The 22497-nt window shown below is 38.2% G+C and carries 19 protein-coding genes; 6 read left to right on the top strand and 13 right to left on the bottom strand.

What is annotated here, in order from left to right; translation table 11 throughout:
* Positions 1–27 precede the first annotated feature (27 nt).
* Entirely contained in the window at positions 28–474 is a 447-nt protein-coding gene (locus ODE14_RS11365; protein WP_263601519.1) for an STM3941 family protein, read from the top strand.
* 37 nt (positions 475–511) lie between these two features.
* Here the strand turns inward: ODE14_RS11365 and ODE14_RS11370 are convergent, their stop codons facing one another.
* The 3 genes from ODE14_RS11370 to ODE14_RS11380 all read right to left on the bottom strand — a co-directional run bounded on the left by ODE14_RS11370 (position 512) and on the right by ODE14_RS11380 (position 4842).
* Positions 512–1531, bottom strand: coding sequence for an LLM class flavin-dependent oxidoreductase (locus ODE14_RS11370; protein WP_263601520.1), 1020 nt, complete (start codon positions 1529–1531; stop codon positions 512–514).
* A gap of 79 nt (positions 1532–1610) precedes the next feature.
* A complete protein-coding gene (locus ODE14_RS11375; RefSeq protein WP_263601521.1) occupies positions 1611–2687 on the bottom strand; it encodes an acyltransferase family protein in 1077 nt (358 codons plus the stop codon).
* Positions 2688–2700: 13 nt separating this feature from the next.
* On the bottom strand, positions 2701–4842 hold the full coding sequence (locus ODE14_RS11380; protein WP_263601522.1) for a S9 family peptidase: 2142 nt from the start codon (positions 4840–4842) through the stop codon (positions 2701–2703).
* Between the two features lie 256 nt (positions 4843–5098).
* On the opposite strand from ODE14_RS11380, the gene ODE14_RS11385 reads away from it, so the two are divergent.
* Together ODE14_RS11385 and ygiD are read left to right on the top strand one after the other, a co-directional pair.
* Positions 5099–5611 (top strand): YceI family protein, encoded by a 513-nt coding sequence (locus tag ODE14_RS11385; RefSeq protein WP_263601523.1) that lies wholly within the window; start codon positions 5099–5101, stop codon positions 5609–5611.
* Positions 5612–5821: 210 nt separating this feature from the next.
* Positions 5822–6649 carry a 4,5-DOPA dioxygenase extradiol gene (gene ygiD / locus ODE14_RS11390; RefSeq protein ID WP_263601524.1) on the top strand — a complete coding sequence of 276 codons (828 nt, stop codon included), beginning with the start codon at positions 5822–5824 and terminating at the stop codon, positions 6647–6649.
* A 62-nt stretch (positions 6650–6711) separates the two neighbouring features.
* On the opposite strand, the gene ODE14_RS11395 is transcribed toward ygiD, so the two are convergent.
* The 5 genes from ODE14_RS11395 to hutH form a co-directional block, all read right to left on the bottom strand.
* Positions 6712–6984, bottom strand: a complete 273-nt coding sequence (locus ODE14_RS11395) for a hypothetical protein (RefSeq protein ID WP_248390756.1) — start codon at positions 6982–6984, stop codon at positions 6712–6714.
* 314 nt (positions 6985–7298) lie between these two features.
* On the bottom strand, positions 7299–8795 hold the full coding sequence (locus tag ODE14_RS11400; protein ID WP_263601525.1) for a S8 family peptidase: 1497 nt from the start codon (positions 8793–8795) through the stop codon (positions 7299–7301).
* Positions 8796–8909: 114 nt separating this feature from the next.
* Complete coding sequence (locus ODE14_RS11405; RefSeq protein WP_263601526.1) at positions 8910–9356, bottom strand: GNAT family N-acetyltransferase; 447 nt, start codon at positions 9354–9356, stop codon at positions 8910–8912.
* Positions 9357–9414: 58 nt separating this feature from the next.
* The gene (locus tag ODE14_RS11410; protein ID WP_263601527.1) at positions 9415–9900 is read right to left on the bottom strand and encodes a DUF2059 domain-containing protein; all 486 of its coding nucleotides are present in this window, start codon (positions 9898–9900) and stop codon (positions 9415–9417) included.
* Positions 9901–9904: 4 nt separating this feature from the next.
* Positions 9905–11392 (bottom strand): histidine ammonia-lyase, encoded by a 1488-nt coding sequence (gene hutH, locus ODE14_RS11415; RefSeq protein WP_248390732.1) that lies wholly within the window; start codon positions 11390–11392, stop codon positions 9905–9907.
* Between the two features lie 128 nt (positions 11393–11520).
* On the opposite strand from hutH, the gene ODE14_RS11420 reads away from it, so the two are divergent.
* Both ODE14_RS11420 and uvrC read left to right on the top strand, forming a co-directional pair.
* Positions 11521–12282 carry a hypothetical protein gene (locus ODE14_RS11420; RefSeq protein WP_263601528.1) on the top strand — a complete coding sequence of 254 codons (762 nt, stop codon included), beginning with the start codon at positions 11521–11523 and terminating at the stop codon, positions 12280–12282.
* A 395-nt stretch (positions 12283–12677) separates the two neighbouring features.
* Positions 12678–14471: an excinuclease ABC subunit UvrC gene (gene uvrC / locus ODE14_RS11425; protein WP_263601529.1), complete on the top strand. Its 1794-nt coding sequence runs from the start codon at positions 12678–12680 to the stop codon at positions 14469–14471.
* A 29-nt stretch (positions 14472–14500) separates the two neighbouring features.
* Here uvrC and ODE14_RS11430 read toward each other — a convergent pair whose 3' ends face one another.
* The 3 genes from ODE14_RS11430 to ODE14_RS11440 are packed head-to-tail and all read right to left on the bottom strand — an operon-like array spanning position 14501 to position 17255.
* The gene (locus ODE14_RS11430) at positions 14501–15271 is read right to left on the bottom strand and encodes a hypothetical protein (protein WP_263601530.1); all 771 of its coding nucleotides are present in this window, start codon (positions 15269–15271) and stop codon (positions 14501–14503) included.
* Positions 15272–15281: 10 nt separating this feature from the next.
* Positions 15282–16364, bottom strand: a complete 1083-nt coding sequence (locus ODE14_RS11435; RefSeq protein ID WP_409515150.1) for a PorV/PorQ family protein — start codon at positions 16362–16364, stop codon at positions 15282–15284.
* Positions 16365–16376: 12 nt separating this feature from the next.
* Entirely contained in the window at positions 16377–17255 is an 879-nt protein-coding gene (locus ODE14_RS11440; protein ID WP_263601531.1) for a DMT family transporter, read from the bottom strand.
* 480 nt (positions 17256–17735) lie between these two features.
* On the opposite strand from ODE14_RS11440, the gene ODE14_RS11445 reads away from it, so the two are divergent.
* Entirely contained in the window at positions 17736–19364 is a 1629-nt protein-coding gene (locus ODE14_RS11445; protein WP_263601532.1) for an acyl-CoA carboxylase subunit beta, read from the top strand.
* Between the two features lie 330 nt (positions 19365–19694).
* On the opposite strand, the gene ODE14_RS11450 is transcribed toward ODE14_RS11445, so the two are convergent.
* Together ODE14_RS11450 and ODE14_RS11455 are read right to left on the bottom strand one after the other, a co-directional pair.
* A complete protein-coding gene (locus ODE14_RS11450) occupies positions 19695–21134 on the bottom strand; it encodes a sigma 54-interacting transcriptional regulator (protein WP_263601533.1) in 1440 nt (479 codons plus the stop codon).
* A gap of 48 nt (positions 21135–21182) precedes the next feature.
* Entirely contained in the window at positions 21183–22304 is a 1122-nt protein-coding gene (locus tag ODE14_RS11455; RefSeq protein WP_263601534.1) for a vWA domain-containing protein, read from the bottom strand.
* Positions 22305–22497: the final 193 nt, after the last annotated feature.

Genomic DNA, 22497 nt, shown 5'->3' on the forward strand with positions numbered 1-22497 from the left:
AATTAATTATTGTTAAATTAATATAACATGCAAAATATACCTCTTATTTTAAAACCCGGAAAAGTAAAAAGCAGTATTTTACTGGTCATCAGCATCGGATTTGTTGTTTTAGGAATCTCTCTTCTGGATAGAAATATGCTCATTGCAATTCTGAATATTGTGTTTTTCGGGATCTGTTTTATCGTTTTTCTTCTTAATCTTATTCCCGGTTCCTCTTATCTTAAAATTGATGAAAAAGGAATTGAGATGAAAAACCTTTTCAGGATGACATTTATTCCATGGCAGGCGGTGAGTTCTTTTGAAACAAAATGGGTGGCCTTTAATAAGCTTGTGATTTTTAACCTGAATAAAAATCTCGCCGGAGAAAAGCTGAAGCGCCGACAGGGAGGCTTTCCAGACACCTACGGAATGTCTGCAGACAAGCTTGCCGAACTTCTGAATGAATATAAAGCAAAGTTTGATCTTTCCGCTTAAAATAAATTCCGCTGAAGTTATTTCAGCGGAATTCTTATTATCTTACCTGTGGACCGACTTTCTCTCCGAATAATTCGATGGATTTCCTCATGACTTCGTTTTCCGGAGCACCTACGTCCATATGCCCGATGAATCTCGTAATCCCGAAAATCTCTTTCATGTAAGCAATTTTATCAGCAACTTCATTAGTATTCCCAATGAATAATGCACCGTCTTTGCTTCTTCCGCCTTCATACTGCATTTTGGTGTACGGCGCCCAGCCTCTTGCAGAACCAATTCTGTCCATCTGCGACTTATAGTTGTGGAAATATCCGTCTATTACTGCCTGATCTTCACTTACAAAAGTATGCGAGTGAATGGCAATCTGCATTTCAGATTCCGGATGGCCGGCTTTCAAATATTCCTGCTTATAAAAATCGATCAGATTTTTAAACTGTATCGGCATTCCTCCAATGATCGCAACAACCAGAGGCATTCCCAATTTTGCAGCGCTTAAAACAGACTTCGGTGTGCCGCCAACGGCTCTCCAGATTGGAATCCGTCCTTCATTTTTAGCTCTTGGGTAAACAGTCTGATTCTGCATTGGTGCACGAAGTTTTCCAGACCAGGAAATGTTTTCTTCAGAATTGATCTTTAAAAGCAGTTCCAGTTTTTCATCAAAAAGTTCTTCGTAATCATCCAAAGAATATCCGTACAGCGGAAAAGATTCAATGAAACTTCCACGACCTACGAAAATTTCTGCACGCCCGTCTGAAATCAAATCGACTGTTGCAAAATCTTCATATACTTTTACGGGTTCGGAGGAGCTTAAAACCGTTACTCCGCTTGCAAGCTTTATATTTTTGGTAACACTTGCCGCCGCAGCCAGCACAATTTCCGGCGATGAAACTGCATAGTCAGGGCGGTGATGTTCGCCCATAGCAAAAACATCAATTCCCACTTCGTCCATCAGTTTTACCTGATCAATGATTTCACGGATTTTAATTCCTGCATCTTTATATTTTCCGGTTGACTGATCTACTGCCAGATCGCCAAACATTCCGATACCTAATTCCATATTGTTGATTTTATAAATACAAAGGTACTTGATCTAAAAACCAGGCACATTGATCTTTGATAAGAAACGAATTGCTGATCTACAGCCTGCTTTTAAGTTTAAGAAACTGTTTTTCGAAAAGATGATAAGATAATATAGCAAAGATGACCGAAGAAATAAATGAGAAGAGAACAATTACGATCCAATTCCATTCAAACCGGCTTCCTATTTTCACAAAAAGCATGATGAAAATAGGATGAAGTAAATAGAGTCCGTAGGTGTATTTTCCTAATTTAGCAAGAATACTTGTATCGGAGATTTTAAAAACATTCTTCGTTCCCAGTGTCGAAAGGATCAGTCCTGAAAACAAGATACTCAGCAAAAATGAGATTACTTTAGGATCAGATATAAGGTGTGTATTCGCTATCAGAACAATTATTATCAGAACGAATAACGCATAGAAGTATTTATAAATTGCAGGGATATCTTCCAGTTTTCTGATCATCTCTTTTCGGAAAACAAAAATATAAGCCGGAATTCCGCCGAATGCAAAATAATGGATATTGGTAAAAAGATCCAGTGTAATGATCCTATATTGTTGATATACCGCCTGCATTACGAATGAAAAGACGATACATCCTAAGAGGAGTTTCGGAATATTCTTTAACGAAATCCAGTAAAAAGCCAGTCCCCAAAAGATATAAAAATGTTCTTCAATACAAAGCGACCAGATAACGTTTAACGGCGAAACATTGGGAAATGTACCCGTCCACATCTGCATATAATTTTCTAAGAAGGTAAGGGTGAAAAACCAGTTGGGTTCATATCCTTCATTGGAATAGGAAATGTGAAAAAAATCGAGTATAAAAGGCGTACAGAAAGCCAATACAACCATGGCGTAATACAAAGGCCAGATTCTTAAGATTCTTCGTATAAAGAACTTCTTCAGGCTAATTTTTCCCGGTGCGTTTATTTTCTCAATAACCAGAATATAGGTAATTAAAAAACCGCTCAGCACAAAGAAAAAAGAAACACCAATCCCGCCTTCTTTAGCAAAATAGTGAAGAACACTATCTTTCGGAACCGGCGAATGGTGCAAAAAAACCAACAAAAAAGACAGAAACCTCAACGAATCAAACGTATGAAAGTGTACTCTGTCTTTTTTTATAAAATTCATTATGAAGCAGGAATTATTTTTTCAGATATAAATCAAAATAATCTGTTACTTTCTGCATAAGATGTACCCTGTCTTTTCCAATCACATTGTGCGGATGTCCCGGATATACAAAATAGTCTACCTGTACCCCATTATCAACAGCATATTTGATAAATTTAACCGAATGCTGCCATACCACCACATCATCCTGCGCTCCGTGGATCATCAGAAGCTTTCCTTTCAGGTTTTGTACTTTATCCAGAAGATTGGCTTTTGCATAGCCCTGCGGATTTTCCTGCGGCGTATCCATATATCGTTCTCCGTACATAATCTCGTACATGCTCCAGTCGATTACCGGTCCGCCCGCAACGCCTACTTTAAAGACTTCAGGATGGCGAAGCATAAAGCTGGTCGTCATAAATCCTCCGAAACTCCATCCGTGAATTCCCATTCTTTCAGAATCTACGTAAGGCAATGATTTAAGGTAATCCACTCCTTTCATCTGGTCATTCATCTCGGTAGTTCCCAGGTTTCTGAAAACAGCCTGCTCAAACTTTAAGCCTCTGTTTGCGGAACCCCTTCCATCCATCGTGAAGATGATATATCCGTTCTGCGCCATATATTCGTACCAAAGATTCCCGGATGCCGGAAATGAATTGGTAATTAACTGTAAATGCGGGCCATTGTATAAATAAACGATAACCGGATATTTTTTAGATGCATCAAAATTGGTCGGAAGGATGATTTTGCCATATAACAGAGTCCCGTCGTCAGCTTTTAACGTTACATTCTTAATTTCCGGTCGCTGGTAATTTTTCAGCGGATTTTCAGCTGTTAAAATAGTATTTGATTTCAGGTTATTTGTATTGATGATATTTGCTACCCTCGGCGTATTCGCATTGCTGTAAATATCATACAAATGGTTTCCGTCACTGCTTAAAATTCCTGTATGAATACCATCTGCATTATCCAGTCGCTGCATTTTGAAATTGATCCAGTTGATTCTGTACAAATGTTTCTCCAATGGAGTTTCTTTTGTAGAAGCAAAATAAATTTCTTTTTTCTTTTCATTAAAACCTAAAATATCCGTAACCAGCCAGTCTCCTTTGGTAATCTGAGCAACAAGACCTTTTTCCAGGCTGTAATGAAACAAATGGTTGTAGCCTGTTCTCTGGCTCTGCCAGATAAAATCCGTGTTGGAATTCGGGAAGAAGATAAGCGGATGCTGAGGTTCTACGTATTTATCGCTGGTTTCTTCAAATAATGTTTTCACAAAATTTCCTGTTGCCGCATCATACTGATTCATTGTAAGGTGATTCTGCCCTCTGTTTAGCACGCCTACAAAAATATATTTAGAATCCGGGCTCCAGGTAATCGCCGTTAGATATTGATCTTTTTCACCTTCAATTTTCAAAAATGTGGTTGACTGATTTTTGATATTAAATACTCCCAAAGTCACCTGATGGGAAGTCTGTCCTGCCATCGGATATTTGATATTGTGATTGACAGCAGGTGTTACAGACCAGTCGATGATGGGGTAATCTGCAACCATGGTCTGATCCATTCTGTAGAAAGCTACACTTTCAGAATTCGGTGCCGGAAAAATTCCGGTATCAATCCCGAATTCATTACGGTGAACATTAGATGCCCCGTTCAGGATATTTTCATCCGTATCATTTGTTACGGCGATGGTTTTACCATTTTTATTGATAAATAAATTATTCTTTACCGTAAAGGCAAAAGTCTGGTTGTCCCCGAAAAGTTTCAGATCTGAGGCATTCTGATCCATCGCGAACTGATTTTTTATTTTCCAGTCGCTCCCGGATTTTTCAATCCAAGTTATTTTCCCTTCAGCATTAAAATAGCCTTTGGAATTGCTGATGAACTTGATCTGCGGAACAGCTTTTAATTTATTATCGGCAAGATTTCTGTTTAACTGTGTTAAAGATAAGAGAGTGTCCTGTTTAGTTGTTTTCAGATCGGTAATGAGATAACCGCCTTTCACTGCCTGAATATAGGATTTTCCGTCACCGGACCATGAAAACTGGGAAATATTTTTCACTGCAAGATTACTTCTCAACCCATTAACAGCCTCTGCCATCGTAAATTTCTGAGTCTGGGCGAATGCACAATTCCCCAGAAACAGCATCAGTAAAGAAAATTTATATAATTTCATTTGGTAAAAATTGAATCCTCCAAAAATAAGAAATAAATACGAGCCGTTAAGAAAATGTTAAAATAAAACACCAGGATTGGAATTGTGGCATTTATGGCTAAATATTGCGTACCTTCTTGTTAATTAAAATAATAAGAACATAATTCAATTTCCATATTTAAATCAAACAAAAATCATTTCTTATCCTACGTCAATGAAATGAACCTGTATTCTGATATAAATTTGCATCATTAATAACAATCAAAATTACAAAACAATGGCAACAAAATGGACATTAGACCCGGCACATAGTGAACTTACTTTTAAAGTAAAACACATGATGATCTCTAACATCAAAGGAAACTTTACCGATTTTACAGCAGAGATCGATGCTGATGACGATAGTTTCTCCAACGCTAAAACAACAGCTACCATTCAGACGGCTTCTATCTCTACACACAATATAGACAGAGATAACCACTTAAGATCTGCTGAGTTCTTTAACGCAGAAGCAAATCCTACGATCACTTTTGAATCTTCAGCCCTAAACAACGAAGTAACAGGAAATCTTACCATCAACGGAATTACAAAGCCTGTAACATTAGACGTTGATTTTAACGGAATCAATGTAGATCCGTGGGGAAATACAAAAGCTGGTTTTTCTTTTGAAGGGAAAATTAACAGAAAAGATTTCGGACTGAACTGGAATGCAGCTCTTGAAGCAGGAGGTGTAATGGTAAGTGAAGAAGTGAAAATCGCCGGGGAATTACAGTTTGTAAAACAGGCATAATTCATTCAACAGAATTTGAGGAGTCCCGAAGGGACGATCTATAACAGAATCGGATGTTAATCCGGTTTATTAAAAAAACAAAAATACAGAAGTCCCGAAGGGACTTATTTCAGAACAGGATGTCAATCCTGTTCCATAACAAAATACAATTAAACATAAAAGGTTCAGGGATTAAAAGCCTTGAACCTTTTTAATGAAATATGAGATAAAATGAACCTCAACGATCTTCAAAACATAAGTGATCTTTTCAGCAATACCGCAAAAATGCCGGTTTTGTTTCTGGGGCACGGCTCTCCAATGAATGCCATTGAAGAAAACCAGTTTGTACAGGGATTCCGCAAGGCCGCTTCTGAGATTCCGAAACCGAATGCCATTTTATGTATTTCGGCACACTGGTTCACAGCCGGAACTAAAGTGACCGCCATGTCGATGCCGAGAACCATTCATGATTTCGGTGGTTTTCCACAGGCGCTTTTTGATGTACAATATCCTGCTCCGGGATCTCCGGAACTGGCTAAAGAGACCGCTAAATTATTGGAGCCCGTTTTTGTAGAAGAAGACCACAGCTGGGGGCTGGACCATGGTGCATGGTCTGTTATTAAACATATGTATCCCGAAGCGGATATTCCGGTAATTCAGATGAGCATTGATTATTCAAAACCTCCGCAATATCATTTTGATTTAGCCCAAAAACTGAACAAACTTCGCGAAAAAGGAATTCTGATTATCGGGAGCGGAAATATCATTCACAATTTAAGGCTTATTGACTGGAGAAATATCAATACTGTGGGAGCTGGATGGGACTGGGCCATTGAAGCACACGAAAAAACCAACAACTGGCTATTGGACGGAAATTTTAAAAATATTATTGAATATCAAAACCAGGGAATTTCCCTGCAGTATGCCGTTCCGACTCCTGATCATTATCTTCCCCTAATTTATACACTGGGATTGAAAATTTCTTCAGATGAGCTGTCTTTGTTCAATGATGAACTGATCGGCGGTTCGCTTAGTATGACGAGTGTAAGAATTGGCTGATATTTAAACAATAAAAAATCGAGGAATAAAATTCCCCGACCTTAGAATATGCATAAAGCTTTTTAGATTCTTGTGATACCAACAACGTGTGGCTGACCATTAATCGGCTGATAGATTTCCACGATTGCCTGCCAAACAACATCTGCTGGTGGCATTGAAGCGTCGCATTTGAAACGGTAATTGGTGCCATTTACCACTTGTGTTGATACTTCGTAAGGTGAATATTTTACTCCCACAAATCCTTTCATTGCTTCGTCAAATACTTTTTGATCTTCCGGAGTAAGAGGGTGAAATGCTGTCCAGCCTCCTACTAATGTTTCTTGTTGTTCTGTCATGATTAATATTTTTGTTTTCCTACTCTTATGGCCTTTCGGATACGCCCCGTTTGAATGGTTTCTGGCTCCATAGTTTTAGTTTTTAAATTCTCCAAATACATCAATAATGGTAAAATTATCAATTGTAAAAGTCGAAATGTTTTGTTGTGATCACATGACAAAGCTACTTCAGAAAACAGATAAATGATAGAGTAGATATACTCAATTTTAGATTACGTAAAAGTACCTAGTTATCAATTATAAAAATTAAAAAAGACAGCAATTATTATCGCTGTCTCTATATTAATTATGAATTATTAATTATCAATCATGAATTACTGTACTGCCTGCAGAACATTGATATTACCATATCCATAATCAGAGTTCGGATTAGGATAATAGGTGGCCGACTGCCGCATTTTGTTCAGCACCTGATCTCTTGTCCAGGAAGGATTTTTAGACCATACCAAGGCGGCAATTCCTGCAGTGGAAGCAGTCGCTACGGAAGATCCGCCCACGTAGTCGGTTTGTCCGTTATAGTAACTCAGCACCGGAATACTGTTTCCCGAAGCTCTTTCCATCTGGTAAGTAAAATCAATCTCGGCACCGGAGTGACACACATCGCATTTCTGATTAGATGTATTTTCTTTCACTCCCGTCACCGCTTGTGTTTCAGACATCCACGCCGGAAAGATAACGCCTACGAAATTGGTAAAACTGGTAGAAGTTCCACCCGCACAGAAGATTAATTTCCCTTTTGAATAGGCATATTTCACCCCGTCTTCTATTTTACCGACCGAGAAAATATGTCCCATCGACATCGATATAATTTTTACACTGTTATTATTTCCCAGTTCTGTAAATGCGATTTTCACTCCGTTCTGTTCATGATATCCATCCAGAACAACATTGGATGCAGCTCTATACGTTACCAGATTGGCATTATAGGCAACTCCCACCGGCTGTCCCATATTATTTCGCGGTGCTGCCATTGCAGAAGCCATGCTTGTTCCGTGTCCGCATTGATCCGCCGAACCATCATAGCCACTGCTCCACGGCCATATGGAATCTACATAGACTCCGTTTTTACTGATGCTTCTGCCCAAAGACAATCCGTTGTTAAAACTTGAACCTAACAATGACTGTTCAGAAGAAACGCCGCTGTCAATCACGCCAATGGTAACTCCTGCTCCGGTACTGTAACTCCAGGCATTGATAATATTATGTTTTGAAAAAGACCAGGGAGCCTTTGCATTAGGGGTTACGGTTGTATAATCTGATGTGCTCAAGGCAGTTGATTCAAATCCGCATCCTGATGACGAGCTGCTGGACTTGGCAGTGCCGTTCAGTTTTCTTTCATTTTCAAAATAGCGGTAATCCGCTGGCTCTACATACCGGATATCCTTCATTTTTCGCAGAGCAATAACCGTTTCCTGTTTTTCTACAACAACATCCATCTGATTAAGGTAAGGATCCGATGATAATACCATCCTGTCGCTTTTTCCTTCATATTTTTCAATGACTTGTAAAATAGCTGTTTCAATAGATTTACTGTCTGGAGTCTGGCTTCTGTCGAAAGAAGATCCGAAGCCTATCGAAGCAATTTTATTTCCCTGAAAAATAGCACTCCATACAAAATGATCGGATGATTCTTTCCAGGAAAATCTGCCCTTAGTTCTGATGGTCTCGTTAATCTTTTCATTGATCTGTTTTGCAGAAAGCGGATCTTTCTGGGTGATTTCCATATCTGCCGTTGTATTCTGCAGATCATCTCTGTTACATGCTGTAAAAACGAAAAACAGCATAAGTACTAAAAATACATGTTTCTTCATATAAAATAATATTTGATTGGTAAACCAAGATATCACTTTACATTGAATTACAGAACCTTAAAGATAAAATTTTATTATATTTTTATTATGCTGAAAATAATATTTACTGAAAGTTTACAGGATTTTTTCGTAACATACACTCTTCTCAACACCAATGTACTGACCATAATTGGGAATTCTTATATAGCCGCTTTTTTCATAAACCGAGAGCGCCTCGTTCTGTTCCAGTGAGGTTTCCAGAACCGCTTTTTTATAGTTTAATTCTTTTGCCCACTTTTCAAGCTCTTTCACAATAGCTGTTGCCAAACCTCTTTTTCTGAAATCCGGATGGGTGTACATTCTTTTAATTTCAACCGTATCATCCGCAAACATTTTAAATGCGCCACACGCCGCAGGAGTTTCATCAACGTAAACTACGATACAGTTTTTAATCACATCAATATTATTAAACTGATTATAAAACGCCTGATCTTCACCATTCCGAACTGCCAGGTCAGCATCTAAAAGCTGTACCAAATCCCGAAAATCTCTGCCGGAAGAATCTGTTCTCTGAATTTTCATAACTAAATTTTTATTGGATTAAAAACCAAAAGCTCCGGACGAAGGAGCTTTAGGAATATCATTTTTTAGGCATCATTGGAGGTGGCGGACCATCCGATACGGGCGGCGGCGGAGAAGTCAAATATCCCTTCTTCGTGAGATCGTTATTAATTATTTCAGTTACTTTCATTGCCCAATTACTCGTTGCCGTCTGAATTTCTTGTATCATATCCTGTGAATGACGAATCATTTTTCTTCCCAGATCTGATTTGTAGAAAACAAGCAACTCATTAATCTCTGGTTCTGTAAATCTGCTTGAATACATTTCAATCACATTGTTTATAAGTTCTTCAACACTGATTTTCTGTTCAAGGCCGGCCCATTCAGATTCAGGGACATTATTATATTTCTTCTTATAATTTGCAATCACTTCTTTCGGAATTCCTCTGGAAATGGTAAAAGCTCCGCTCAGAGAAATTAATTCTTTGATTTTCTCGTGCTTTGTTTGGGCATATGAAAATGTAAAGCAAAACAGCGTGAAGAGAAAAATTATATTTTTTATCATACTATTAATTTACCACGAATTTCCTTTCATTAATCAATTCTGCGATAGCCAGCATATCTTCACCAATCAATCGGTCGTCTTCAAGTTTAGTAACTTTTGATCGCAAGATTGCGAAGTTTTCTTCAATGATTTTAGAGCATTTTGCCGGTCTCCTGAATTCTAAGCCCTGTGCTGCAAACATCAGTTCGACAGCTAAAATATTTACAAGATTTCCCAGAACCTGATTAAACTTCCTTCCTGAAATGCTTCCCATGGAAACGTGATCTTCCTGCCCAAGACTTGTAGGGATGGAATCCGCAGAAGCCGGGAAACATAATGTTTTATTCTCTGTAACCAACGCTGCTGAGGTATACTGAGGGATCATAAATCCGGAGTTTAGCCCTGAACTTTCCGTTAATAATCTTGGTAAACCGTATTTTCCTTCCAGCAATAAATAACTTCTTCTGTCAGAAATATTTCCCAGTTCGGCCGCCGCCAAAGTAGCGTAATCCAGTGGTAAAGCCATGAGCTGACCGTGGAAATTACCGCCTGAGATCGACTCTTCAGCACTTAAAACAATCGGATTATCTGTCACGGAATTCAATTCTGTTTCTGCCATCATTTTAAGATGTTCAAATGCATTTCTGCTTGCCCCGTGAACCTGTGGAACGCATCGCATGGAATACGGATCCTGAACACGCTCACAGTCTTCATGAGCCTGCAGATTTTCCGAGCCTTTCAGAAACTTCAGCATTCTTGCGGCCACTTTTTTACTGCCTTCAAAAGGTCTGATCTCATGAAGTTCTTTTTTGAAGGGACTTGCAGAACCTCTGTACGCTTCAAGGCTCATGGCTGCCGTCATATCAGCAAGATCCAGTAAATATTCAAACTTTTCCAGTCCTTTGATCGCGTGGGCTAAGATAAACTGTGTTCCGTTAATCAGTCCCAGTCCTTCTTTCGGACCTAATGACAACGGAAGAAGATCGTTTTTCTCTAAAATTTCTGCCGTAGGAAACATCTCGTTTCCAACCCATACTTTTCCTAGGCCTAAAAGCGGCAATACCAAATGCGCCAGTGGAGCAAGATCACCGGAAGCGCCAACAGATCCCTGCTCCGGAACAACTGGGATGATATCTTTTTCCAGCATGAGAACCATTCTTTCGATGACCTCCAGGGAAACTCCCGAAAATCCTTTTGACAACGCATGAACTTTGGCAATCATCATGATTTTTGAAAGTTCTTTATCAATAGGCTTCCCCACACCTACTGCATGGGAAATGATCAGATTGTATTGTAAAAGCGCCGTTTCATCAGCTGAAATTTTCGTATCGCAAAGAGGTCCGAAACCTGTGTTGATCCCATAAACACAACGGTCTGACTCTACAATTTTCTGAACATTTTTCTGCGATTTTAAAATCTGCTCTCTGGCTGCTTTATTAAGTTTAGCTTTATTGGGAGTTTTACAGATCTCCAGGACATCATGGAAACTGAAAACATCTACACCGTATATCATTCTCTAAATTTTGTCCTAAAATTACACATTTAGCGATAATTGGGAAAGCTTATTTTATATGATGAAAATTTTCTGAGGATGAGCAGATTAATTTCCTATTTTTGCTGCTGAATAAAATTAATATCCTTATGAAACTTAAAACATTACTGCTTGCACTGGTTCTGGCCAGCACTGCATCTTTCGCGCAAAAAGTGAAATACTCCAAAGAAGAAATTAAAAAGATGGAACAATACCTTTTCAATGAAGGGTTCAATATGCCGTCACCAAAGAAAACCTCAACTGTTATTTTAAAAGACGGAAGCGTTCACAAAGGTTTCTGCAGCAAAACAGACTCCAAAAAAGGACAGATCTTTGAAGTATCCTTAAAAGACAGCATTACGAAAAAAACCGAGACTTTTGGTGCTGATCATATTGCTGAAATGTATATCTACCCAAGTAATGCTGAGAAAATTGCAAAAGTGGCCAAATACATGGGGAATATCAGAAATTACAGTACCCGAAAACTTATCAAGACTACCAACAGCGACAGAATATATTTTGTAAACCAAACGGTTTCTCTAAAAAACAAAAAAGACGATAAAGAATTCCTGATGCAGGTGATCAATCCGGGATTTGATGATATTATTTCTGTTTACCATGACCCGAGAGCAAAAGAAACAGGAGGTGTTTCATTCGGGTACGGACCTCAGCTGGGCGGCGGTGTTATTAAGTCTTATTATGTTAAAAAAGGTGATAAAGTGATGTGGCTTCATAAGGATGATTTTGAGGACAATTATGATTTTCTTTTCGGGGATAATGTAGAATTCATGAAAAAATATCCTAAAAATTCTGTGGAATGGGATTACTTCAGCTTTTTGGTGAATGAGTATACGTCAATGAGCAACGGATAATTTTAAATCTATATTAAAGTATGCTGCCTTTATCAGAGGCAGCATTTTTTATGCATTCTAAAAGCCACGCAGGTTTCTTATAAAATCTAAGCACCTTTCACCTGAAACCTAAGCACCTTTTATCAAAAACCTGAGCAGGTTTTGACCGAAACATCAGCACGTTTCCAAACAATGATAATCAGCACTGAAAATCAACACATTATACCACCTGTATTTTAAGTATAACCGATTAACATGGCTTTATAAATAATAACATTTTAACCTGATCCTATTACGACGCTGTTTAAACAAAATTAGCACAAGCCTATTACAATTTAATAGATATAGGAAATGAATCTGAAACCCAGGTAGCTATTCGGCTTTTTTTATGCCTTTAAATTCCTTAAATTTGTTATATGAATCCTTCCTTAGAATTACAGCTGAAAACTTTACCATCTGAACCCGGCGTTTATCGTTATTATGATAAAAACGATCAGCTGCTGTACGTGGGTAAGGCCAAAAATCTGAAGAAAAGAGTACTATCCTATTTCAATAAAACCCTTTCCGGCTACCGTACAAGAATAATGGTCGGGAAGATAAACCGCCTGGAAACTACTATTGTTAATAGTGAATACGATGCACTTTTATTAGAAAATAATCTCATCAAAGAACATCAGCCGTTTTATAACGTCATGCTGAAGGATGACAAAACCTATCCCTGGATTTGTATCAAAAATGAAGATTTTCCGAGAATATTTTTAACAAGAACCAAAATAAAAGACGGATCTGAATATTACGGACCTTATGCGAAAGTGCGACCGGCAAAAATTTTACTGGATACCATCAAACATATTTACAAGCTGAGAACCTGTAATCTTAATCTGGCTCCTGCAAAGATTGAGGAAGGTAAATACAAAGTCTGCCTGGAATATCATATTAAAAACTGCGAAGGACCCTGTGAAGGCCTGGAAAGCAAACAAGATTATGATGAAAAGATCGACGCCATCCGTGGTATCATCAAAGGAGATTTCCGCAAAGCAAAAGAATATCTGGTAAACCAGATGATGAAATATGCCACGAACCTTCAGTTTGAAAGCGCACAAATCGTAAAGGAAAGACTGGATGCTCTTGAAGATTACCAGGCTAAAAATACAGTCGTAAATCCGAGCATCGATGATGTGGATGTTTTTGGTATGACCAGCGATGAAACGGCCGCTTATGTGAACTTTTTTAAGATCAGAAACGGAAATATTATTCAGAGTTTCACGACCGAAATTAAGAAAATTCTTGAGGAAACCGATGAAGAAATTATGGAGCAGGCTTTAGTTGAAATCCGTCAGAAATTTGATTCTGATTCTAAGGAAGTGCTGCTGCCTTTTCATCTGGCTATTGAAATTCCGAACGTAAAACTGATCGTCCCGAAAGTAGGCGATAAAAAACGTATTGTAGAACTTTCTGAAAAAAACGCAAAAGAATATCGTCTTGAAAAACTGAAGCAGGTACAGATTGTAGATCCGGAAAGACACACCAACCGCATTATGGCAGAAATGCAGAAGCTCCTCAGGATGCCTGTGGAACCCCGCCACATCGAAGGTTTTGATAATTCCAATATTCAGGGGACCAATCCTGTTTCCGCCTGTGTTGTTTTCAAAGACGGAAAACCCAGCAAAGCAGACTATAGAATTTTTCATCCTAAAACTGTAGAAGGTCCGAACGATTTTGCAACGATGGAAGAGGTCATTTACCGGCGTTATAAAAGAATGCTGGATGAAGGTGAAGACTTACCACAGCTGATCCTGATCGACGGAGGCAAAGGCCAGCTCTCTTCTGCAGTGAAAAGCTTACGTTTGTTGGGATTATACGGTAAAATTACCATCATCGGCATCGCCAAAAGACTGGAAGAGCTTTTCTTTCCGGAAGACTCCATCCCATTGTACCTTGATAAAAAATCTGAGACCCTTAAAATTTTACAGAGAGTACGGGACGAAGCGCACCGTTTTGGCGTAAAGCACCACAGAACCAGAAGAAAGAATTCAACGATAAAATCTGAACTGGAAGAAATTCCCGGCGTGGGCGGAAAAACAATTGAACTACTCTTGTCGCGGTTAAAATCTGTGAAAAGAATTAAAGAATCAAGCCTGGAAACTCTGGAAGAGATTCTTGGGAAAAGTAAGGCTAAAATTGTGTATGATTTTTTTAATAATGAATAAAAAAGGTTGGAAAATTTTCCAACCTTTTATTATTTGAAATATTTCTTTACAAAGATTTCTTTGCCATACTCGCCATTCGCTTTAGGCATTTCAATAACAATATTTCCGTTTTCATAATATCCTAAAGTCGCCTCTCCGTTCTGTAATTTCACTCTGAAAACATCTGCCTTGGTTGTTGTCTTAAAAGTTGCATACGGCGAAGCGCTGTTAGAGTTTACCAGAATAAACTGATTGTTATCAAGCTGTACTTTCATGACATCAACTTTGCCGTTACTGAATTTTACGGCATTATTATCAGATGAAGCCGAGCCTGAAATCTCAGTTTCTCTTGTCTCTGTAACAGAAGATGTTGTGTTGTTAATAGTTGAAGCGTCAGCCGTAGTCTGAACTACAGGACTTGAAGGAGAAACTGACACAAAAGTCTGCTTAAGTGCATCCTGAAAACCTTCTTTAAATTCTTTAATATTAGAACTGCCTTTGGTTGAGGATATTACTTTATTATTACAGTCGCGGAACTGGAGCAATACTTTATTTCGAAGGAGACCGCTGTCATTTACCACATCTGCCATCAGTACACTGCATGGATTAGCCTGTGCTTCAGACGGCCACTGCAATTTGTCGTATGGTACTATAGTGTAATTTTTACTTTTTAGCGTTTTTGTCAACATATCTGCCAGACCGAAATCTTCCTTAAAGGTTTCGAAATGTAGCGGAAGTGAGATGTATTTGTAATCGGAAACCTTCTGTCCGAAAGCAAACATCGAATATGCTGTAAATATAACCAGTGAAATTTTTTTCATTTTAAATAAATTAATCATTTCTGAATTGTCCCATATCCAGTTTCAGGGAAAAGAAGTTGGAATAAAAATTGGATCCTCCGATCCCGGAATTGGTAATGGCATAATCTAACGTAAGGCCTCTGTATCTGATCCCGATTCCCGCACTCGGCTGGAAGGAAACTTTTCTTCTGAGATCTTCAATATCTGTGATCGACTGAAATCTGTTGACCCCAAGTCTCACAAAAATCATTTTCTGATACCCAAGTTCTGCTCCTGCATAAGGAGTGATACTTGCAATGTCTGAGGAAATAAGAGCGGCTGTTTTAGCAAAATCGATATTTAACCCGGCTTCCGGTAAAATATATACACTGCTGTTAATCTCGAAGATTTTACTTGCTCCCACATTGAGTTTCGGCATGGTAAGTTCCATTTTATCTTTTGGCGCCGGGTTGAATTCTTCCCCATTAACCACCGTGGAAAGTTCTTTCTGATTAACACTCCAGAAGTTGACCGTAGTTGTTGCATCTCTCAGCATACCTCCCAGCTTCCAGCCATTATCCATTTTATAGATAGCCCCCACATCGAATCCAAATCCGTAGCCGTTGGCAAATTTGCCCACATTTCGGTATACGATTTTAGCATTAACACCTACATCCAATTTGGTATTCCCTCCCGGATTGAATGCATAGGAAAGTATGGCTGCATAATCTGACTGTGAAAATTTTGTAATTTTATCGTAATCAATATTTCCTTCAGTGTCGATAAGCTGTGTAGTATTGAGGATGTTATCAACACCCAGTCTCACTACAGAAACTCCGAAAACCCCTGTTTCCAGAACTTTAGCATACGCGAGATAATCATATTTGGCAATAGATTCAAAATATTCTGCGTGCATTGCTGCGCCCTGCCAGTCTCTTTCTATTGCCATAAGTCCTGCAGGATTCCACATCGGAGAATATACATCATCCTGATTGGAAACTACGGCTCCTCCCATGGCCAGACCTCTGGCTCCAGCTCCGATATTCAGGAACTCATTGGAATACTTTCTGATGATCTGCGATTGCGAGATGCCATACATCAGGGATAATACAAGTAAAAGATATTTTTTCATCATATAATTTGATGCTTAATTTAAAGTTTTTTGTTTCTTAGCTTTTATTAATCCGTTGGCAATGATTGCCAGTATCATAACTCCTGAAGCCACATAAAAAATAGGACTCATATGTTCTGATTCTCCAAAGATAAAAAAAGCTAGTATAATTCCGTAAACCGGTTCTAAATTAACTGTTAAAATTAATGTAAAAGGCGAAATATATTTCATCAGGTTCACTGATTCCAGCATCGGAAAGGCAGTGAAAACACTTGCTAACAAGCATATTAACGCAATATCACGGTAACTTATTTCATTCATGTGAAAAATTTGTCCTGTAAACAGATAAATAATCATTAAAATAGACCATCCGCAGAATATTTCGTAAAAAATAATGTTTCCTGAGCTTGTCTTTCCAAACATTTTACCGTTGAACACTGAAAAAACAGTTCCGAAAATGGCACATAATACTCCGTAAAAAATACCCTCCTTGAATCTGAATTCCGTTTTGAATATCAAAAGAATACAGGCGACAATCACAACACCCATAATGACTTCCGAGATATCAATCTTACGTTTAAAAATAATAGGTTCCATAATGGAAGCAAATAAGGTTGATAATGAAAGACAGCTTAAAGCAATGGAAACATTGGAAATTTTAATAGAATAAAAAAAACAGTACCAGTGCAAAGCCATGGAAAAACCTATTGCCGCAAGCTGGAAAAAGATCTTTTTTGAAACTTTAATGCTTTCTTTTTTAAAAATTCTGATGTAAAGATATAAGAAGACAGCAGCAAACAACATTCTGTAGAATACGAGAATCTCCGCATTGGCATGAATCAATTTTCCCAGAATTGCTGTAAATCCCCATAAAAACACAATCAAATGCAATCTGAAAAGAGCCAGTCTATGCATATTCTACTTCTTTTTTATTTTTTGCAAATTTACAAATCGGATTTACATTGCTGTAACATATTTACAACTAAATTATATTGTTTCTAAAGTTTTTATTTCTATAAAATGAATGTTTTGAACTTTCATATAATTAGTTTTTTAAAATTGAAAAAGTATAAAGTCTCTTTTGCAGAAAATTACAGAAATAACTAATGGTAAAATGAGAATTGATAGGACAAACAAAAAACCCTGAAAATTTATTCAACTTTCAGGGCCTTCAAATAATAAACTATTAAAAAAATAAACTAGGAACTAGAGAAAAGTGTAAGATTTCACTCTCACTTTCTCTATTGTAAAGTTAGCAAATTACGCACCAGAAAAAATACTTTTTTTGTTAAAAATTTCATAAATTTCTGAAAACCAATTTATTAAACAAATGTTTACATCAATTTTTATTCCATTCAAAAAATAGTATCTTTAAAACGAAAAAATTGTGATTTTATGGACATTGAATTCAATAAAAGAGAAGATCAAAACAGATTAAAGTTATCAGAAATAAATCGTCTGCTCGCTGAAATCAAAAAAGGAGGCGGAGAAAAAAGGCTTCAGAAACTTCGTGATGAAGGTAAAATGACAGCAAGAGAACGAATTGAATATCTTCTTGATAAAGATTCTGATTCCATAGAAATCGGTGCTTTTGCCGGGTATGAAATGTATGAAGAGCACGGTGGCTGTCCAAGCGGCGGTGTTGTGGTGGTTATGGGGTATGTATCCGGAAGACAATGTATCATTGTTGCCAATGATGCTTCCGTAAAAGCAGGTGCCTGGTTCCCGATTACAGGTAAAAAAAACCTGAGAGCACAGGAAATTGCAATGGAAAACAGACTCCCTATTATTTACCTCGTAGATTCAGCGGGTGTATATCTTCCGATGCAAGACGAAATTTTTCCTGATAAGGAAATGTTCGGGAGAATTTTCAGAAATAATGCGAAAATGAGTGCTGCAGGGATTATCCAGATTTCTGCGGTGATGGGAAGTTGTGTTGCGGGTGGAGCTTATCTTCCGATTATGAGTGATGAAGCGATGATAGTTGATAAAACAGGTTCTATTTTCCTTGCAGGAAGTTATTTGGTAAAGGCAGCGATTGGTGAAAGTATTGACAATGAAACATTGGGAGGCGCAACAACACACTGCTCAATCTCCGGAGTTACCGACTATAAAGCAAAAGATGATAAAGATGCCCTGAACAGGATCAAAAATATCATGAAGTCTCTGGGAAGTACGGACAAAGCAGGTTTTGACAGGATTGAAAGTGCCCAACCGAAAGAAAAACCGGAAAATATTTTCGGAATCATGCCGGTTTCAAGGGCAGAACAATATGATACGTATGAAATTATTAAATGTTTAGTGGATAATTCTGAATATGAAGAGTATAAACCTGACTATGGTAAAAGCATTATCTGTGCTACCGCCAGAATAGATGGATGGTCGGTGGGAATTGTTGCCAACCAGAGAAAACTTGTAAAAAGCGGAAAGGGCGAAATGCAGTTTGGTGGTGTGATTTATTCTGATTCTGCAGATAAAGCAACAAGGTTTATTGCCAACTGTAATCAAAGAAAGATTCCGTTGGTATTTTTACAGGATGTAACAGGTTTTATGGTTGGTTCAAAGTCCGAACATGGGGGAATCATCAAAGATGGCGCTAAAATGGTGAATGCCGTTTCCAATTCTGTAGTACCTAAATTTACCATTATTACAGGAAATTCTTATGGTGCCGGAAATTACGCGATGTGCGGTAAAGCGTATGATCCAAGGCTTATTGTAGCCTGGCCATGGGCAGATCTTGCAGTTATGGGTGGAGCCCAGGCGGCAAAAGTGCTGGCCCAGATTCAGGAATCTACTTTGAAAAAGCAGGGGAAAGAAATTACAGAGGAAGAACATAATGAAATTCTAAACAGCATTTCAAAAAAATATCAAAAACAAACAGAAGCCACTTATGCAGCAGCCAGACTCTGGACGGATGCTATCATTAATCCGGCAGATACAAGAAAATGGATTTCCATGGGAATTGAAGCAGCCAATCATTCTCCCATTACTGAGAAGTTTAATTTGGGAGTGATACAGGTTTAATTGATGATTGATGATTGATGATCGATAATAAAAAAATATGCGGAAAAATTCCGCATATTTTTTTTAATTACTATTTGTGTCCTCGGCCTAGCCCCGATTGAAGCGATTGTTTGAGCTCATTTTCTGGTTTCGGGAGTGCGGCTTTGCTATGCACCCCGAAACCAGAAAATAGCGAGTGCGGAAAGCGGGAAAAAGCTCCCCAAAAAAAACCGACACTGCTTTCCATGTAATCAAATTGCTCTTTAAAAGTTAATAAATACAATTCGACGGAGATAAAAAGCTCTAAACAATAAATTTACAAAGTCAACATCATTGAATGAATTCTTTTTATCAGGAAAAGAACACTCCGCTTCGGAATCTTTCTTTATTCAGTTTTTTGTTCGCAGACAATCCCCAAAGAATAAATTCTTTCATGAATAGAAGATCTTCTTTACGGGTATCCGGCTGATATTTTTCAATAATCTTGTCGAGTGCACTGATGCGGCTAAGTGTTTTGGCATAAATTTCATCCGATGATTCATCAGTAATTTCTATAAAACCATCATCCTCTAAGAACCAGTCTGTGATCTGCTGAAAAGGTCCCGCCACATCTTTCTTTTCCAGTTTCTCAACTTTTGGAAAATACAAAGTGAACAAGGTTTTAATGGCATTGTCAATAAGCATCTGTGCTACTGCTTCCGCACCTTCCTGCTCGCCTTCGTAAACAAGTTCCACCTTTCCGGTAATAGCTGGAATAACCCCCATGAAATCACTTAGCCTTACAGAAGTTTTTTCATCTCCCCTTAAAAGAGATCTCCTTTCTGCCGTACTCAATAGATTTTCAAACGCTGTAATACTCATACGCGCACTTACGCCACTTTTGTAATCGACAAACTCACTGTCGCGGGCTTCAAATCCAATCTGCTCCAAAAGATCTTTTGCCAGTTCCGGAACATATATTCCGCTATTCTGTCGGCTGTCTAAGCTGGATTCATATTTTGTAATTTCTTTCGCAACATGTATATTTTCTGGATAGTGGGTAAGGATTTGTGATCCTATTCTGTCTTTTAAAGGCGTAACAATGCTTCCTCTGTTGGTATAATCTTCCGGATTGGCTGTGAAAACAAATTGTATATCCAGTGGCATCCTTACTTTAAATCCACGGATCTGAACATCCCCTTCCTGCAAAATATTAAATAAGGAAACCTGAATTCTTGCCTGAAGATCTGGTAATTCGTTAATTACAAAAATACTTCTGTTGGCCCGGGGAATCATTCCAAAGTGTATAACCCTGTCGTCCGCATAAGAGAGTTTGAGATTGGCTGCCTTGATGGGATCTACGTCACCAATGAGATCAGCAACCGTTACATCTGGTGTTGCCAGTTTTTCAAAAAATCTTTCGTCCCGGTGAAGCCATTCGATAGGCGTATGATCGCCTTCTTTTTCAATAAGTTCTTTGGCGTATCTTGAAATTGGATTGAAAGGATCGTCATTAATTTCACTTCCGCTTACATAGGGAATCCATTCATCAAGCAACGTTGTCATCATTCTTGCCAGCCTTGTTTTTGCCTGCCCGCGCAAACCTAATAAGTTGATATTGTGGCGACTGAGAATAGCGTGTTCAAATTGTGGAATGACAGTGGTTTCGTAACCGAAAATTCCTTCAAATACATTCTCTTTATTTCGAATCTTAATGATTAGATTATCCCTTAATTCGTCTTTTATGCTTTTAATTGTATATCCTGATTCTTTTAATGAACCTAATGTGGTTATATTTGGCTTTACAGTCATTGTATTCAATATTAATTGTAGTATTGCTTTTTTGAAACAATATATTATTTAACGTATTCTTTTTTTACGGTTTGCTTCATAATCTTCAAAGATCATTTGTCCAAGACCGTTAAGTCCGGTATAAAAGGCTTTGCCTTGGTTGGCCTCAGTGAATTCCCGCACAAATTGCTGTAGATAAGAGTCTTGCGCGATCATAAAAGTAGTAATGGGAATATGAAGCCGGCGCGCCTGAGCAGCCATATTATAACATTTCTGAACAACATATTCATCCAGGCCGTAAGAATTCATATAATAAGTACCATCTGGCTCCCGCACACAGCTGGGTTTGCCGTCAGTAATCATAAAAATCTGTTTATTGGTATTTCGTTTACGTCTTAGAATGTCCATAGCGAGCTGAAGTCCTGCTACGGTATTGGTATGATAGGGACCGACCTGCAGATAAGGCAGTTCCTGAATTTTAACCGGCCACGCGTCGTCTCCGAAAACAATAATATCCAACGTATCCTTCGGATATCTTGTAGTAATTAATTCGGCAAGCGCCATCGCAACTTTTTTTGCAGGAGTGATACGATCTTCACCATATAAAATCATACTGTGGCTTATATCAATCATCAGAACCGTACTCATTTGAGATTGGTGAATACTATCTTCAACAATCAGGTCATTTTCTGTAATTTGAAACTCCCCAATTCCATTATTGATCTGGGCATTCCTGATACTTTCAGTAATAGAAATCTGTTCTACAGAATCCCCAAAATTATAGTTTCGAAACTCCCCTGTAGCATCTTCTCCCGTTCCACTTTTACTGGTTTTATGATTTCCGTTACCACTTTTTTGTAGATTTCCAAAAATCTGATTGAGTGCCTGTTTGCGAATGTTCTGTTCCATTTTTGCACTTAGACGAATTCCGCTTCCATTTCCATTAGGATCCACTTGTTCGCGGATATATCCTTTTTTCTTCAAATCTTCTATAAAATCATCTATCGTGTAATCCGGAGTTGTTAACTCATACTCTTCGTCCAGCATACGCAGCCAGTCGATGGCTTCATCAAAATCTCCCGAAGTATGGGTTAGCAGATCCGTGAAAATCTCAAGCAATCTATCAAATACCGGCATTTCCGGTGGCTGGTAATTGCCAAATCTAAAACCTCTTACAATATGCTCTTTCATATTATAAAGTTACAACATAAATTACCGACCCGTAAAAGATTTAATCTATTTTAATTTTCATGTTTAAAAATAATATCTTTTTCAGGAGCTTTCTCTCGCTCTCCGCTCTTACTCCTCGCACCTGAGCTTTCCGGGGCTTAAAGCCCTTCCTTCCATCCCGGCTGTGGGGTAGCCGCTGCTATCGAGGCTAGGG

Source organism: Chryseobacterium sp. PET-29, from assembly GCF_025736815.1.
Lineage (GTDB): Bacteria > Bacteroidota > Bacteroidia > Flavobacteriales > Weeksellaceae > Chryseobacterium > Chryseobacterium nepalense.